Annotated in this window: 12 protein-coding genes; 5 read left to right on the top strand and 7 right to left on the bottom strand. The window is 65.3% G+C overall.

All coding sequences use genetic code 11. From position 1 onward, the window contains the following. Positions 1–89 precede the first annotated feature (89 nt). The 5 genes from GVV86_RS06205 (at position 90) to trxA (ending at position 5597) form a co-directional block, all read left to right on the top strand. A complete protein-coding gene (locus GVV86_RS06205) occupies positions 90–620 on the top strand; it encodes an NUDIX hydrolase (RefSeq protein WP_120165932.1) in 531 nt (176 codons plus the stop codon). 34 nt (positions 621–654) lie between these two features. Next, the gene (murJ, locus tag GVV86_RS06200) at positions 655–2430 is read left to right on the top strand and encodes a murein biosynthesis integral membrane protein MurJ (protein ID WP_159802062.1); all 1776 of its coding nucleotides are present in this window, start codon (positions 655–657) and stop codon (positions 2428–2430) included. Between the two features lie 83 nt (positions 2431–2513). Continuing rightward, complete coding sequence (locus tag GVV86_RS06195; RefSeq protein WP_159802060.1) at positions 2514–4055, top strand: ABC transporter substrate-binding protein; 1542 nt, start codon at positions 2514–2516, stop codon at positions 4053–4055. A gap of 149 nt (positions 4056–4204) precedes the next feature. Further along, on the top strand, positions 4205–5251 hold the full coding sequence (trxB, locus tag GVV86_RS06190) for a thioredoxin-disulfide reductase (protein ID WP_159802058.1): 1047 nt from the start codon (positions 4205–4207) through the stop codon (positions 5249–5251). 19 nt (positions 5252–5270) lie between these two features. After that, positions 5271–5597, top strand: coding sequence for a thioredoxin (gene trxA / locus GVV86_RS06185; RefSeq protein ID WP_120165928.1), 327 nt, complete (start codon positions 5271–5273; stop codon positions 5595–5597). A gap of 2361 nt (positions 5598–7958) precedes the next feature. On the opposite strand, the gene GVV86_RS06180 is transcribed toward trxA, so the two are convergent. The 7 genes from GVV86_RS06180 to rnpA form a co-directional block, all read right to left on the bottom strand. Beyond that, positions 7959–9188: a ParB/RepB/Spo0J family partition protein gene (locus tag GVV86_RS06180; protein WP_201291381.1), complete on the bottom strand. Its 1230-nt coding sequence runs from the start codon at positions 9186–9188 to the stop codon at positions 7959–7961. Between the two features lie 456 nt (positions 9189–9644). After that, a complete protein-coding gene (locus GVV86_RS06175; RefSeq protein ID WP_159617503.1) occupies positions 9645–10532 on the bottom strand; it encodes a ParA family protein in 888 nt (295 codons plus the stop codon). Between the two features lie 332 nt (positions 10533–10864). After that, entirely contained in the window at positions 10865–11539 is a 675-nt protein-coding gene (gene rsmG, locus GVV86_RS06170; protein ID WP_159802056.1) for a 16S rRNA (guanine(527)-N(7))-methyltransferase RsmG, read from the bottom strand. After that, positions 11532–12077 carry a Jag family protein gene (locus GVV86_RS06165; protein WP_159802054.1) on the bottom strand — a complete coding sequence of 182 codons (546 nt, stop codon included), beginning with the start codon at positions 12075–12077 and terminating at the stop codon, positions 11532–11534. Before GVV86_RS06165 ends, rsmG begins: the two co-directional genes overlap by 8 nt. Beyond that, complete coding sequence (gene yidC, locus GVV86_RS06160) at positions 12074–13036, bottom strand: membrane protein insertase YidC (protein WP_159617391.1); 963 nt, start codon at positions 13034–13036, stop codon at positions 12074–12076. The genes GVV86_RS06165 and yidC overlap by 4 nt, the downstream gene beginning before the upstream one ends. A gap of 6 nt (positions 13037–13042) precedes the next feature. After that, positions 13043–13405 (bottom strand): membrane protein insertion efficiency factor YidD, encoded by a 363-nt coding sequence (gene yidD, locus GVV86_RS06155; protein ID WP_159802213.1) that lies wholly within the window; start codon positions 13403–13405, stop codon positions 13043–13045. After that, positions 13399–13761 carry a ribonuclease P protein component gene (gene rnpA / locus GVV86_RS06150; protein WP_159617390.1) on the bottom strand — a complete coding sequence of 121 codons (363 nt, stop codon included), beginning with the start codon at positions 13759–13761 and terminating at the stop codon, positions 13399–13401. Before rnpA ends, yidD begins: the two co-directional genes overlap by 7 nt. Positions 13762–13764: the final 3 nt, after the last annotated feature.

The following is a 13764-nucleotide window of genomic DNA, read 5'->3' as shown; positions in this document are numbered from 1 at the left end:
GCTCCGGCCCGCCGGCGGCCCCATCCGTTCCGGCCCGTCCGGCCTGCCGCCGTCATTGCCTGCCGTTAAAGATCGTTAGAGTGGTCTGCATGGACCGACCCGTTCCAAGTGCACCTAAACGCACCCCGTTGACAGTGTCAATGGGAAGCCCGGGCACGCCTGCACCGCAGCACCAGCTGCCCACGGTGGAGGAGGTGTCTGCGGGCGGGATCGTTGTGGACACTACCAGCGGGACCCTGAATGTCGCGATTATCGCGCGCCTGAACCGCGGCGGCAGGCTGGAATGGTGCCTACCCAAGGGCCATCCCGAGAACCAGGAAGACAGCGAGCAGGCGGCGGTCCGCGAGATCGAGGAAGAGACCGGTATCCGCGGCGACATCGTCACCGCGCTGGGCAGCATCGACTACTGGTTCACTGTCAGCGGACACCGGGTGCACAAGACGGTTCACCACTTCCTCCTCGTCGCCACCGGCGGACACCTGACCATCGAGAACGATCCCGACCATGAGGCGGTCGACGTCGCGTGGGTGCCCCTTGACGAGCTGGGGCGGAAACTCTCGTTCCCCAACGAACGGCGCATCGCGGATCTGGCCCGCGAGGTCCTGCCCAATTACCTCTGACGCACCGCGTCACGCAAGGAGACGAACGTTCTCAATGTCCGAAAGCAACACAGCCTCGATCCCGGTGCAGGACGCCGGCGTGCTGGCCGGGCCCACCCAGCGCCACTCTGACGGCGCGGCTGCGGGACGGGACGGCGCCGCCGCATCCGGCGGCAGCGGCACGGCAGAAGACACCACCGCCCGCTCCAGCGCCATCATGGCCGCCGGAACCCTTGTCTCGAGGTTTCTCGGCCTGATCCGCGTAGCACTGCTCGCCACGGCAATCGGCACTCTCGGCCAGGTCTCCGACCTGTTTCCCGCGGCCAACAATCTGCCGAACTTTATCTACCTGATGGTCGCCGGCGGCGTCTTCAACGCCGTCCTGGTCCCGCAGATCATCAAGGCAAGCCGCAAGGAGGACCGGGGTGCGGACTACATCAGCCGCCTCATCACCCTGGCGGTGTGCGGGCTGCTGGTGCTGACGGTCCTGGCGACGCTCGCGGCTCCGTTCATCGCGGACCTCGTAAGCAATGTCTCCGGTGCGCGCCTGGCCCTGGTGACCACCTTCGCCTACTGGTGCCTGCCGCAGATCTTCTTCTATGGCCTGTACGCCATCATCGGCCAGGTGCTCAACGCCAACGGCTCGTTCGGCCCCTACACCTGGGCGCCCGTGGTCAACAATGTCATCTCCATCGGCTTCCTCACTGCCTTCATCGTGGTCCTGGACCCGGAAAGCACCGCCGGGCACACCCCGGAGAACTGGACGCTCACCCACACCCTCCTGCTGGCCGGCGGCACCACCCTCGGTGTCGTCGTTCAGGCCCTTGTGCTGTTTCTCCCGCTGAGGAAGCTTGGACTGGGTCTGAGCCCCCGGTTCGGGTGGCGGGGCGTCGGCTTCGGCCAGACCGGAAAGCTCGCGTCGGTCACCATCATCACGATGCTCGTCGGCAACGGCCTGTACCTGGTGAACCAGTGGGTCGCCACCATCGCCACCGAGGCCCGCGCCGACTACGCCAACCGCACACCACCCCAGCCGATTGCGGGTCTGGCGAACCTTGAGATCGGTTCGCTGGTCTATGTCCTTCCCCATTCGGTCATCGCCGTCTCCCTTGCCACAGTTCTGTTCAACCAGCTCGCAGCGGCGCACGCCGACAACAACCTCGCAGCGCTCAGGGACACCCTCTCGCGCGGGCTGCGCACGATCGGGGTGGCCACGGTGTTCGGAGCCGCGGCACTGCTCACCCTGGCCGTGCCGCTGGGAATGCTCTTCAGCGGTGGATCCCAGGCGAGCGGCGCCATCAATGCGGTGATCATCGCGCTCCTGGCCCTCGGCGCGCCGTTCCTGAGCGCCAACTTCTTCCTTAACCGGGTGTTTTACGCGCGGGAGGACGTCGTCACCCCGCTGAAGATCCAGCTGATCCTCTCGGTGCTGGGAGTCGCTCTCGCCCTCACCGCGGGTGCCTTCCGGCCGGACCTGATCGTGCCGATGCTCGCAGTGGGGTACTCGGTGGGCAATGTGGTGGCGGTGGCCGTAACCCACTTCTTCCTTCGGGGGACCATCGGGCATTACGGCGCCGGGCATATCTTCGACGTCCATGTCCGGCTCACCCTCGCCGGGATCGCCGCAGCGCTCGGCGGCTCGGCCCTTCTCTGGGTGGCGGGCGCATACCGGCCGGACGGATTCGTCTGGCAGTCCGTCCTGCACTCGACATCCGTCCTCATTGTCGGCGGTACGGTGATGGCCCTGATTTACCTCGCCGCGCTGAAGGCCCTGAAGGTCAGCGAGCTCAGCGAATTCCTTTCCCCGCTGCTCGCCCGGTTTAAGCGGTGAGGGAACTGACGCCGTAACCCGGGGAACAGGCGGTCGACCGGTAGCATGGGTAAAAATCAGCCAGCTTGCAGCGGGAGGAACACGTGCCAGAAGCAGTAGACGTCGGTTCAGTGCTAGGGGGCCGATACAAAGTCACCGCCTATGTGCTGGCTTCTGCTGACAAGGACCTTGTGCTCGATGGCGTGGACCAGGTCCTGAACCGCCCCGTCAGCATCCTTGTCGCTTCGCCCGCCAACGCCGGCCAGGTGGCCGCCAGTGCGCGCGAGGTGGCAACCGGTGAGCGTCCCGGATTGATCCAGGTCCTCGACCTGGGAATCACCGAGGGGGGTACCTACCTCGTCACCAACCGGGCCTCCGCTGCGGACCTGCTGGACCTGATCGTGCAGCAGGACGCACCGTACATCGAACCGTTCTTCACCGACACCCTGGGTTCGGAAATCTTCGGGGTGGCACGGTCCACCGAACCGGAGACCTACGATGAGGACCACTACGAGGAGAGGGAACACGCCGAACGCCGCTCACCATTTGCCAACCTGTCGAAGAAGTTCGGGCGGCCGGCGGCGGGAGCCGCCGCGGAGGATGCCCAGCCGGTGACCGCCGGTGGTGCAGGGACCGCCGAACAGCGTGCCGTCGGTACCGAATCGACCCCGAAGGCGTCCCGTCCGGTTCCGCCCGCGCCGCCGATGCCACCCGCTGGGTCACCCGGACCTTCCCGCGGGTCGTCGGGCAGCGACTCCCGTCGGCAGGAGAATCCCAACCCGAAAGTGACCCGCCTGCCCAGTGAACCTGAGGCATCGAGCCCGGGCAGGACTGCCGGCGCCGCCCTCGGCGCCTCGGCCCTGGGAGCGTCGGCTGCTGCCGGGCGGCCGGAGCGGGCTCCTTCCCGCTTCCCGGCCTCTCCTCCTGCGGACGCCGACGAGCGGGATGAGTACGAGGACGACCGCCCCGAAGGCAACCGGAAGTTCACCCGCATCCTGGTGGGAGCGGTTCTGTCGCTGCTTTTGATCATTGCCGTGGTCCTCGCCGCGACCACCATCGGCGGGCTGTCCAACCCCACGGCCAATGAGGACCCCACGACCACCGGTGGGGAAACACAGGGAGCGGAAACCACCCCGCCTTCCGGAGCTGCCACCGAGTCCGCCGAGCCCGCCGCTGAAACGGTTCCCCCGGTCATCACCGGCGTGACACGGCTGGTTCCCAGCAACCAGAACCTCGACGCCCCGAACGATGCGAACCTACCCCTGACCGTGGACAATAACCCGGCGACCTTCTGGGGAAGCTATGTCTACGCGAATGACGTCTTCGGCGGACTGGCGCAGAGCCTCGCCCTCGTGGTCGAACTGGAAGAGGAATCGACAATCTCAGAGGTCAAGATTGACCAGCTGAACGGCACCGGCGGAAACTTCTCGGTGCTGCTCAACGACGCCCCCACCCTGGAGGGAGCGGAGCAGATCGCCCAGGGCGGCTTCACCGGGCCGTCCATCACTACGCCCGTTCCGGAAGGTGACGACGGACCGGCCACGGCGCGCTATGTGATCGTCAACTTCACCCAGCTGCCCCGGCTCTCGAACATTCAGGCGCAGTTCCCCTGGGGACTGCGTATCGCCGAGATCGGCGTTTCCTAGGAAGCGCGGTCGCTCCCTCGACACGGCGCCTCCTCCCGGACGCGCTCCTCGGAATAACCCGAGGACAGCCATGGTTGTGCTAGGGGTCCGCGGAGATCCATGCGCAGGCTACTGTAGCGTGCACCCAGATAGGAAGGTTCACCGTAAACGTGACAACTGAAACCCAGACCGCAGCAGGCGGCACGCCCGAAGGCGAGCAGAAAATCCACGATGTCATCATCGTGGGATCCGGACCTTCGGGATACACCGCCGCCGTCTACGCGGCAAGGGCGAACCTGAAGCCGCTCCTGATCGCGAGTTCCGTCAAGGCCGGTGGTGAACTGATGAACACCACCGATGTCGAGAACTACCCGGGATTCCCCGAGGGAATCCTCGGCCCGGAGCTGATGGAGAACTTCGAGAAGCAGGCGGCGCGCTTCGGCACCGAAATCCTCTTTGAGGATGTTGTCTCCGTCGAGCTGACCGGTGAGGTCAAGAAGGTGACCATCGGGACGGGAGAGACCTTCCTGGCCCGCGCTGTGATCATCTCCACGGGCTCTGCCTACCGGGAGTTGGGCCTTGAGGATGAGAAGCGTCTTTCCGGCCACGGCGTGAGCTGGTGTGCCACGTGTGACGGCTTCTTCTTCGGCAACCAGGACATTGCGGTCATCGGCGGTGGTGACTCCGCCCTTGAGGAAGCTCTCTTCCTGACCAAGTTTGCCCGCTCCGTCACTGTCGTGCACCGTCGTGACACCCTTCGGGCATCGAAGATCATGCAGGACCGCGCGCTGGCCAACGAAAAGATCCGCTTCATCTGGAACTCCGAAGTTGTCGGCATCCGTGGAGAGAGCAAGGTGACCGGAATCCAGCTCAAGAGCACCGTCGATGGATCGACCAGCGACCTGGACGTCACCGGCGTGTTCGTCGCCATCGGTAACGACCCGCGCATCGAGCTGGTCAAGGACCAGCTGACTCTGACGCCGGAGGGCACCATCGCCGTCGTCGGCAGGACCTCGAAGACCTCCCTGCCCGGCGTCTTCGCTGCGGGCGATGTCATCGACCCCACCTACCGCCAGGCGATCACGGCCGCCGGCTCCGGAGCCGCGGCCGCCATTGATGTCGAGCACTACCTGGCCGACCTGGGCGACGCCGTGAAGACCGCGGCCGCAGTTCCCACGCCGCCGGCCGAAGCCGTGTCCGAGCAGGCTTTCGTCTAATCCACAAAGGGAGATACCAATGAGCACTACCAAAGATGTAAGCGAAGCGACCTTCGAGGCGGACGTCCTCCAGGCTCAGAAACCGGTAATAGTTGATTTCTGGGCGGAATGGTGTGGCCCCTGTCGTATGCTTTCGCCCATTCTCGATGCGATCGCCGGAGAGCACTCCGAGAAGATCGACGTCGTCAAGGTGAACGTCGACGACAACCCTGCCATCGCTGCGAAATACGGAATCACCTCGATTCCTGCGGTGTACGTCTTCAAGGACGGCGAAGTGGCGGCCAAGTCCATCGGCGCAAAGCCCAAGCAGGTTCTTGAGCAGGAATTCTCAGCCTTCATCAACTAGGGCTCAGCAGCCCCTCGCGGCTCACAAGGCCGGCCGCCTCTCGGGGCGGCCGGCCTTTCCTTTTCCCGAGAAGAGCTTCCTGGGGCCACCTGTTGACGGGACGGGGACGCGCTCAGCGTTCCACCTCCTCGGTACCCATACCCGCAGCGGGGCGCGGTCCGCCCCTCCCGGATAGGCACCCGGCACGGGAGTCGAGCAGGGAACCCAGCAGGGCACCACGCATGGCACGGGAGGGCGCGGGTCGCCGCACGGCCGCACGCCAGCACCGGGTGCTCGAGGCCATCCGGCTCCCCGGCAGAGTCGGGGAGCTGACCAGCCTGACTCACCGGCACGTGCGAGAGGGGCATCGGTCGCCCTAGGTCGGCCGCGGACCGCGGGTGGATCGTCGGCCTCCTGGCGCCCGGATGCAGCTGAAGAGCCCGTCCGCCCGTTCCCGCCGGGCATTGCGGGAGGAACGGCTCACCCGGGCTGGAGCGGATATCCCCGGGAGCCGGGCAACCCGTGCTTGTAAGGCTTCGCTGGGACGTTTCTCCGGAGGCCGGCATACGCCTCTGCCTACCAACTGCCGGCCCACGCCGGACGGGGCGGACACCTGTTTCACGTGAAACCTCGTCTCTTGTAGTCCGCAGGTGTGGAGCTTACCCCCGCCCGGTCAGCCTACTTCGGTTGGTGAACCGTTCGGTGCGGCCCGGTCTCCACCGCGACTGCTAAGAGGGGGCGCGAACTGACCCCCCCGGGAGGTGTACCGAGGCCATGTCCCTGGCCAGGAGGACCAGCAATGCTGCCGAATTGTCACACCCTGAACTTGACAGCGGAACGCCACACCGGGAGCGCGCGGCGGGGACGGGGCGAATTTCCAAACCCGATGGCCACCGAATTCTCGCGCGAGGCGGGCACCGTTTCACGTGAAACACCCTTTAACTGCCCGGGATGCCCCGGCCAATCAGTCAGCCAATCGCCGGACCGACCTCCGTCCGATGATGTGACCATTCACCACGCGAGGATCTAGGGGTCCCGCGCCGACAGTTCAACAATCCTACGATCTATGTGCCGACGGGTGCGGGAGTGCCTGAACAGTTTGGGGGGTACACGCGGCCATTTTCACCTCCACGGCTCCAGCGAGGAATCCACCCGACATGAGCCGTTTGGATTCAAGGCAGCACTGGGAAGCCCGTTCGCTGGGTGCATCGTTCGCGCGCCGAGTGATCTGTGCAGACTCGGGCTCGAACGGCTCAGCACACTCCGACCCACGTCGTTTCACGTGAAACCACTCCAACTGCGAAGACGTTGCCCCCATTCGCTCATTCCCCGGCTCGTGGGCCGTCTCCATCCACGGGGCCTACTAGTTGTAGAACGGGGGCCCCCAGGGCGCCAGCCGAATAGCCAGCCACGACTGCTCCTGGAGAGCCTGAAGTACCGATGGGAGGTCCGAGGATGACGTGCAGGGGCCTTGTTGGGATCGACGGAAAGGGTCCGGAAAGCTTCTAAGGGACAAACCCGGCTCTCGACGTTTCACTTGAAACCTGCCACCTGCCCGCCCGACCGTTCCTTCGGACCTATCCATGGAAAAGAGTAGGAGCCTTCCTCGCTCCGCCTAGTCTGCTGTGGGCTGAGCGGTTTTACACAAAACTCGAAGGGCGGGATGCCGCGGCCCGCATGGGGCTCCCTGACTCATGGCCGCCGGTCGGCCGGGCCAAGGTCCTGGTCCACGGCCATCGAGGACGGTGTGTCGGATAGGCTCACACTCCCGCGGCGATGCGTGACACACCGGTCTCCGTCTCCCCGCTGTCGGCGGGCCCAAGCCGCGTGGGTCGGGGCTGGGCGGGAGACTGATCCCGACCCACGATGCCTCTGTGCCTCGATTGGAGGCCTGGCCGCCGCTGGTCATCTGGCTGCTTTCGACCCGTTTCACGTGAAACGCTGCCGTTGCGCCAGTGGGGGCACACCAGCACGCACTATCCTTGATACCCGCGTCGACAGGATCTCGACACTGTCGAGCTAATCGAACACCCACACTCCGGCCGGGGCCCTTGTCGCATCGCCCGGCCGGTGGAGGTTTCACGTGAAACACGCCAAGTTGCTGACTGAGGACGATGGGTTTGAACGCCACGCGCTCGAAACCACGCGACAAAGACGGGTCAGGACGAGAACCCCGGTGCCTAGGCGTCGGAGAAGTGTCGGTGCGTCCTTATTCAACCCCGGCCTCCGTCGGTGGAAGTGCGTTCAAGCGTCGCACCCCGACGCCCCGCCTCAGAAACTCCGTCTGCGCGAAGGATGACGTCCCAGGACGGGTCGAGCAAAGCAAAACGCCGGCCCGTTTCACGTGAAACGAGCCGGCGTTCGGCAGCGGACCGACTCTGACTAGCTCGGCGGCGGCGCCAATACGGTCATGATGCGGTTGAGATCATCGACGCTTGCAAACTCGATGCTCACCTTACCCTTGCGTGCGCCCAGGGTGATCTTCACGCTGGTATCGAGCCGGTCCGACAGTGACGTCGCCAGATAGTCCAGTCGTTCATGGCGTGCGGCGTTCCGGGGCGTGGTTGGCTTCGGCTGCCTCCGCAGCCCATCGCTCATCGCAACGATCTCTTCGGTGGACCGCACGGAAAGGCCTTCGGCGACGATCCGCTGCGCCAGCTTCTCCATCTCGGCCTGATCCGCCAGACCCAGAAGCGCGCGGGCGTGCCCTGCGGACAAAACGCCGGCGGCCAGCCGCCTCTGAACCAGCGGAGGCAGCTTCATCAACCGAAGCGTGTTGGAGATCTGAGGACGTGAACGGCCGATGCGCTCAGCCAGCTCCTCGTGGGAGCAACCGAAGTCGTCAAGCAGCTGCTGGTACGCCGCCGCCTCTTCAAGCGGGTTGAGCGAACTCCTGTGAAGGTTCTCAAGCAGGGCGTCGCGCAGCAGGTCATCATCGGCCGTGGACCGGATGATCGCTGGAACACGTTCGAGCCCGGCCTCGCGGGTCGCGCGCCAGCGGCGCTCACCCATCACCAGCTCGTAGGGGGCATCGCCCTTTTCCGAGGAGGGGCGGACGACGATGGGCTGCAGCACCCCGATCTCGCGGATGGAGTGGACCAATTCAGCCATCTCATCGGCATCGAAGACCGATCGGGGCTGCTTCCGGTTGGGGTGGATGGCATCAAGCGGGAGTTCAGCGAACCGGGCACCCGGAACCTCAAGAAGTCCTCCTGGGTCGCTGTCCACTACGGCCGCCGACTCCGCGTCCCCGTCCGCAGCAGCACCATTCCGAGCCGTGGTGCCGGCGGGCACCTCGGCCTGCGTCGGCGCTTCCCGCCCCTCGACCGTGGCAGGCTCCACTACGGCCGCCTGTTCAGGCTCTACGGGGTTCTGAGCGGCTTGCCCGAGGTCTTGGACGGCTGCGTCGGCCTTCTGCGGGGCGTCCTCCGGTCCGGGCGCATCCACGGCCGTATCGGCGGCTCCGCGGGCGTCAGCAGGTTCCGGCGCCTGACCAGGCTGCGGCCGGGCGTCAGCGGGTGCATCGGCAGCAGCGGCGCCCACCGAGGGGGACGCGGCCTTTTTCCGGCCTTTGGCTCCGGTACTGCGGGCGGTGGACGGCGCGGCGGGAATGTCTACCGGCGAAGAGGAGGATTCCGTTTCACGTGAAACCTCCGCCGGGGTGGACGCCGGCACCGTCTCGGCGGCATCCGCAGCCGGTGGGACCGCAACCCGCTTGGCCGGAGGTGCAGTCTTTGCCGCGGGCTTGCCGCCGTTGCGGCGCGATGGAGCAATCAATGCATCTTTGTTGATTCCGCTGCCCCGCTGCTCCCGCTTCGCCCCGGGGGCACCGTCATGCCCCTGCCCGGAGGTGAAGAAGAGATCGGCTGGACGGCCGGACTGCTTGAGGGACTCGGAGGACACCTCCGCTTCTTCGGGAGGGGCGCTGGGAATGAGCGCCCCCAGACCACGGCCAAGACCCCGGCGCTTTTCCGCCATTGGTTACCCTTTCAGATTGCGAACGCCTTTGGTTCGCGACATACGACGCTAGGAACAGTGTAGGGGCGGCCCAGCCGGCTCCCGTTCAGGCTAACTACGTTCGGCGATTTCCGCTGCGGCCTCAAGGTAGGACAGGGCACCGGACGACGACGGATCGTAGGTCATGACGGTCTGCTGATAGCTTGGGGCCTCGGAAATTCGAACCGAGCGAGGTACAACTGCCTTAAGGACCTGCTTGGGGAAGTGCTCGCGCACCTCAGCGGCCACCTGGGCGGCCAGGTTGGTCCTGCCGTCGTACATCGTCAGCAGGATGGTTGAGACAACCAGATCTGCGTTGAGGTGCTTCTGAATCATCTCGATGTTCTTCAGCAGCTGGCTCAGACCCTCGAGTGCGTAGTACTCGCACTGGATCGGGATCAGAACCTCCCGCGCCGCGACGAACGCGTTGACCGTCAGCAGTCCAAGGCTCGGCGGGCAGTCGATGAAAATGTAGTCAAGGCGGGGCTCACCGTTTTCGGCGCGCTCCTTGGCGTACACGTCGATCGCGCGGCGCAGGCGCTGCTCCCGGGCGACCAGGGACACCAGCTCGATCTCGGCGCCGGCGAGGTGGATGGTGGCCGGTGCACAGATCAGGTTGTCGATATCGGGGCATGGTGCCACCACCTGGCTCAGCGGCAGGTCGTCGATCAGCACGTCGTAGATGCTGTCGACCTCAGCGTGGTGGGGGATCCCCAGCGCCGTGGACGCATTTCCCTGGGGGTCGATGTCGATCACCAGCACGTTGAGACCGGAGGAAGCGAGTGCGGCGGCGATGTTGACGGTGGTCGTGGTCTTACCGACCCCGCCCTTCTGGTTGCTGATGGTGACCACGCGCGTGGACTCCGGCCGGGGAAGCTTGCGGCCCAGCAGCTTCTCCCGCCGCCGGGTCTCACTTGCCAGCTCCCTGCCCAGCGGGGAGGAATCATCCATTGCTTCCATCACGCTGTTGCCCTTGCCACTCTTCTTGACCGGAGCTTCCGCGGAGTCCGACAGCGAAAAGGTGGTTTCACGTGAAACGATTCCGGTGTTGGCCGGATCGGCAAACACTTCCGGTTGAATTTCCCCGAGCCCTACCGCGAGCGGCGCTCCCGCAACCAACATGGTCGAGTTCCGCTTAGATGCGGTGTCTTTCATAGTCACTCGGTAGCTCACTTCCAACATGCCAGGCACTGTTACTTCTAAGACTAACGGGTTGCCCGGCCGTGCCGGCGTTCCCGCGCGGCGATCCGGCTGCCGGCTCTCCGCTCAGAACCCCCCGGGCGACGCCGGAATCAGCCGACGGTGATGCGCACCACCGTCGTCGGTTCCTCCAGCACACCCTCGCCTGCAGTGACGATCTCCACGCTGCTGCCACCCAGACGGCGGATGACCTTCCGGGCATCGGCAACTTCTTCGGCCGCACTGCGGCCCTTGATCGCGAGGACCTGGCCTTCGCCCTTGAGCAGGGGCATGGTAAGGCCGGCCAGTTTGGACATCGCGGAGACCGCCCGTGCGGTGACCACATCGGCGTCGACGGTTTTGGCGGCCTGTTCGGCGCGGGCCCGATGGACCGCCACGTTATCGAGGCCGAGGTCCTCGACGACCTCATTGAGCCAGGCCACCCGGCGTTCGAGTGGTTCAACCAGCACAAGGGAAAGGTCGGGACGGGCGATGGCCAGGGCGATCCCGGGAAGGCCAGCGCCGCTTCCGACGTCGCACACCGACTTGCCGTTCCCGATCAGCTCAGCGACGACGGCGCAGTTGAGCACGTGCCGCCCCCACAGCCGCGGAACCTCGCGGGGACCCAGCAGCCCGCGCTCGATGCCGGAGGTGGCAAGGTGCTCAACAAAGCGCTCCGCCAGGGCGAACCGTTCACCGAACACCGCTTCCGCGGCCTTCCGTTCCGCGTCCGTGGGTAGCACTGCCGAAGGGGTTCCGCCTACGGATACTGGAAGGTCCTCAGTCATCGGCAGCGGAAACCACGATGTGCCGGCCGGGGCCTTCGCCCTCGGACTCGCTCGCGAAACCGAGCTCGGCCACGGCATCATGGACGATCTTCCGCTCGTAGGCGCTCATCGGTTCAAGCACTACTTCGGCACCGCTTTCCTTCGCCTCGGCCACAGCATCCTCGGCGATCTTCCGGAGCTCGTCGCCGCGTACGCCACGGTAGCCGTCGACGTCGAGGACCAGCCGGGAGCGGTTCGAGGTCGCGGTCAGCACTGACAACCGGGTGAGTTCCTGGAGCGCCTCAAGCACCTCGCCGTCGCGCCCAACTAGGGCCTTCAGCCCGTTGTTGCTGCGGTCCTCGGAGACGATGGAAATGTAGGTGCGACCGCTGCGTACCTCGATATCGATGTCCCCGTCGATGTCGGCGATGTCGAGGAGCTCTTCAAGATAGTCGGCAGCGACGTCGCCTTCGTCTTCGAGACGGGAGGCCTTGGACGCGTCGTCGCCGCCCTCCTCCGTGGTGTCCGCGGGTTCCGGGCGCTCGTTATCGATGCTCATTTTTTCTTCCTCTTCTTGCGCTGGGGCTGGACCCGCTGGACACGAGGCTGTGCGACCGTCTCGACAACGGGTTCGCCCTTCCGCTCACCGAGCAGCGGGACAGCCGGCAGCCCCTTCTTGGCGCGCCTCTCCGCGAGGGCCTTGGCTGCCGGGGAGCCGGGGGTGGGCATCCGCCGGATGACGTAGAACTGCTGGGCCATGGTCCAGATGTTCGTGGTCGTCCAGTAGATCAGGACGCCGATCGGGAAGTTGATGCCGCCGATGCCGAAGACCAGGGGGAGGATGTAGAGCATGATCTTCTGCTGACGCATGAAGGGGCTCTGCATTGCCTCCTCGGACATGTTCTTCGCCATGATCTGCTTCTGGGTGATGAACTGCGAGGCCGTCATGGCGATGATCATGAGGACCGAGAGGATAATCACGCTCAAGTTGATATTGCCGCCGAAGCTGCCCAGGAAGGTCGAGGACAGCGGCGCACCGAAGATGGTGGCGTCATCAAACTCCCGCACCGCGTCAGGGGAGAGAGCCCCGATCTCTTCACCCTCCCGGCTGGCCTTCGAGATTCCGTTGAGCACTGTGAACAGCGCGAAGAAGAACGGCATCTGGATGAGGATCGGCAAGCAGGCGGCGAAGGGGTTTGTCCCGTGCTTCTTGTACAGAGCCATCTGCTCCTGCGTCATTGCCTGACGCGAAAGCTGGTCGGTCTTCCCCTTGTACTTCTGCTGCAGCTTGCGCAGGTCCGGCTGCAGCGCCTGCATCCCGCGCTGGGCCTTGATCTGCTTGACGAAAACAGGAATGAGGGCGGCACGGATGACGACGACGAGACCGATGATCGACAAGGTCCAGGTCCAACCCGACTCCGGATCCATCCCTAGGAAGGTGAAGCCCTCGTGGAACATCACCATGATCCAGGACACCAGCCACCGGAAGGGGAACAGAATCGTCCCGAAGAAATCCATAATCAGTTAGCTCCTCGAACCGCTCAGGCGGCCTTCGTCATCGTCCGGAATTACCGGGTGGTTCAACACAACTATCGCGGGCACTTTCCCCTCGGGAAACATCCTGCCGCCCTGTGGCACGTGGTCCACGCCGCCGTCGTTCCAGGGATGGCATCGCAGGACCCTCTTCACCGCAAGCGTACTTCCCCGGAGAGCGCCGTGGACGGTGACCGCCTCAAGTGCGTAAGCCGAGCAGCTCGGGTAGAACCGGCAGACCGGTCCATAGAGGGGGGAAACGATCCGCCGGTAAACCTTAAGCAGCAGGATCAGCAGGCCGCGGGGGGCATCGCGCAGGAGGCTCCAGTACCGGGGTCCGGTCGCCGTCACAATCCCGTGTCTCCCTTGTCCCTGCTGCGCCGGAGGGCGCCGGCCGCCGCCTTGTCGAAGTCGCTGCTCAAATCATCCCACCCCGCGAGGGCGGAAGCGGGAAGGGCACGGACCACAAGGTCGATCCCCTGCGGGTTGCGCGCGATGAATACCGCGGCCGCGGCACGCAGCCTGCGCTTCACGAGGTTTCGTGTCACGGCGTTCCCGACGTTCTTCCCGACAATAAATCCGCACCGGCTGGGCCCACCCGGACGGGGCAGGGCATATAAGACGACGTTCCGGCGCCCTGAGCGGGCACCGGAACGTACGGTCCGTGCAAAATCTCCGGCGACGCGCACCCGGTGGATCTTCGCGAGCATCGA

It is taken from the genome of Arthrobacter zhaoguopingii, from assembly GCF_009828595.1.
Lineage (GTDB): Bacteria > Actinomycetota > Actinomycetes > Actinomycetales > Micrococcaceae > Arthrobacter_D > Arthrobacter_D zhaoguopingii.
The sequence above is the reverse complement of the archived record's forward strand: the minus strand, read 5'-3'. Positions and strand labels throughout refer to the sequence as shown.

Coding starts and splice junctions, on each gene's coding strand:
- GVV86_RS06165 (WP_159802054.1), bottom strand. CDS start 12,077: ATGAGCATCGATAACGAGCGCCCGGAACCCGCGGACACCACGGAGGAG.
- trxA (WP_120165928.1), top strand. CDS start 5,271: ATGAGCACTACCAAAGATGTAAGCGAAGCGACCTTCGAGGCGGACGTC.
- rsmG (WP_159802056.1), bottom strand. CDS start 11,539: ATGACTGAGGACCTTCCAGTATCCGTAGGCGGAACCCCTTCGGCAGTG.
- murJ (WP_159802062.1), top strand. CDS start 655: ATGTCCGAAAGCAACACAGCCTCGATCCCGGTGCAGGACGCCGGCGTG.
- yidC (WP_159617391.1), bottom strand. CDS start 13,036: ATGGATTTCTTCGGGACGATTCTGTTCCCCTTCCGGTGGCTGGTGTCC.
- rnpA (WP_159617390.1), bottom strand. CDS start 13,761: ATGCTCGCGAAGATCCACCGGGTGCGCGTCGCCGGAGATTTTGCACGG.
- GVV86_RS06205 (WP_120165932.1), top strand. CDS start 90: ATGGACCGACCCGTTCCAAGTGCACCTAAACGCACCCCGTTGACAGTG.
- GVV86_RS06175 (WP_159617503.1), bottom strand. CDS start 10,532: ATGGAAGCAATGGATGATTCCTCCCCGCTGGGCAGGGAGCTGGCAAGT.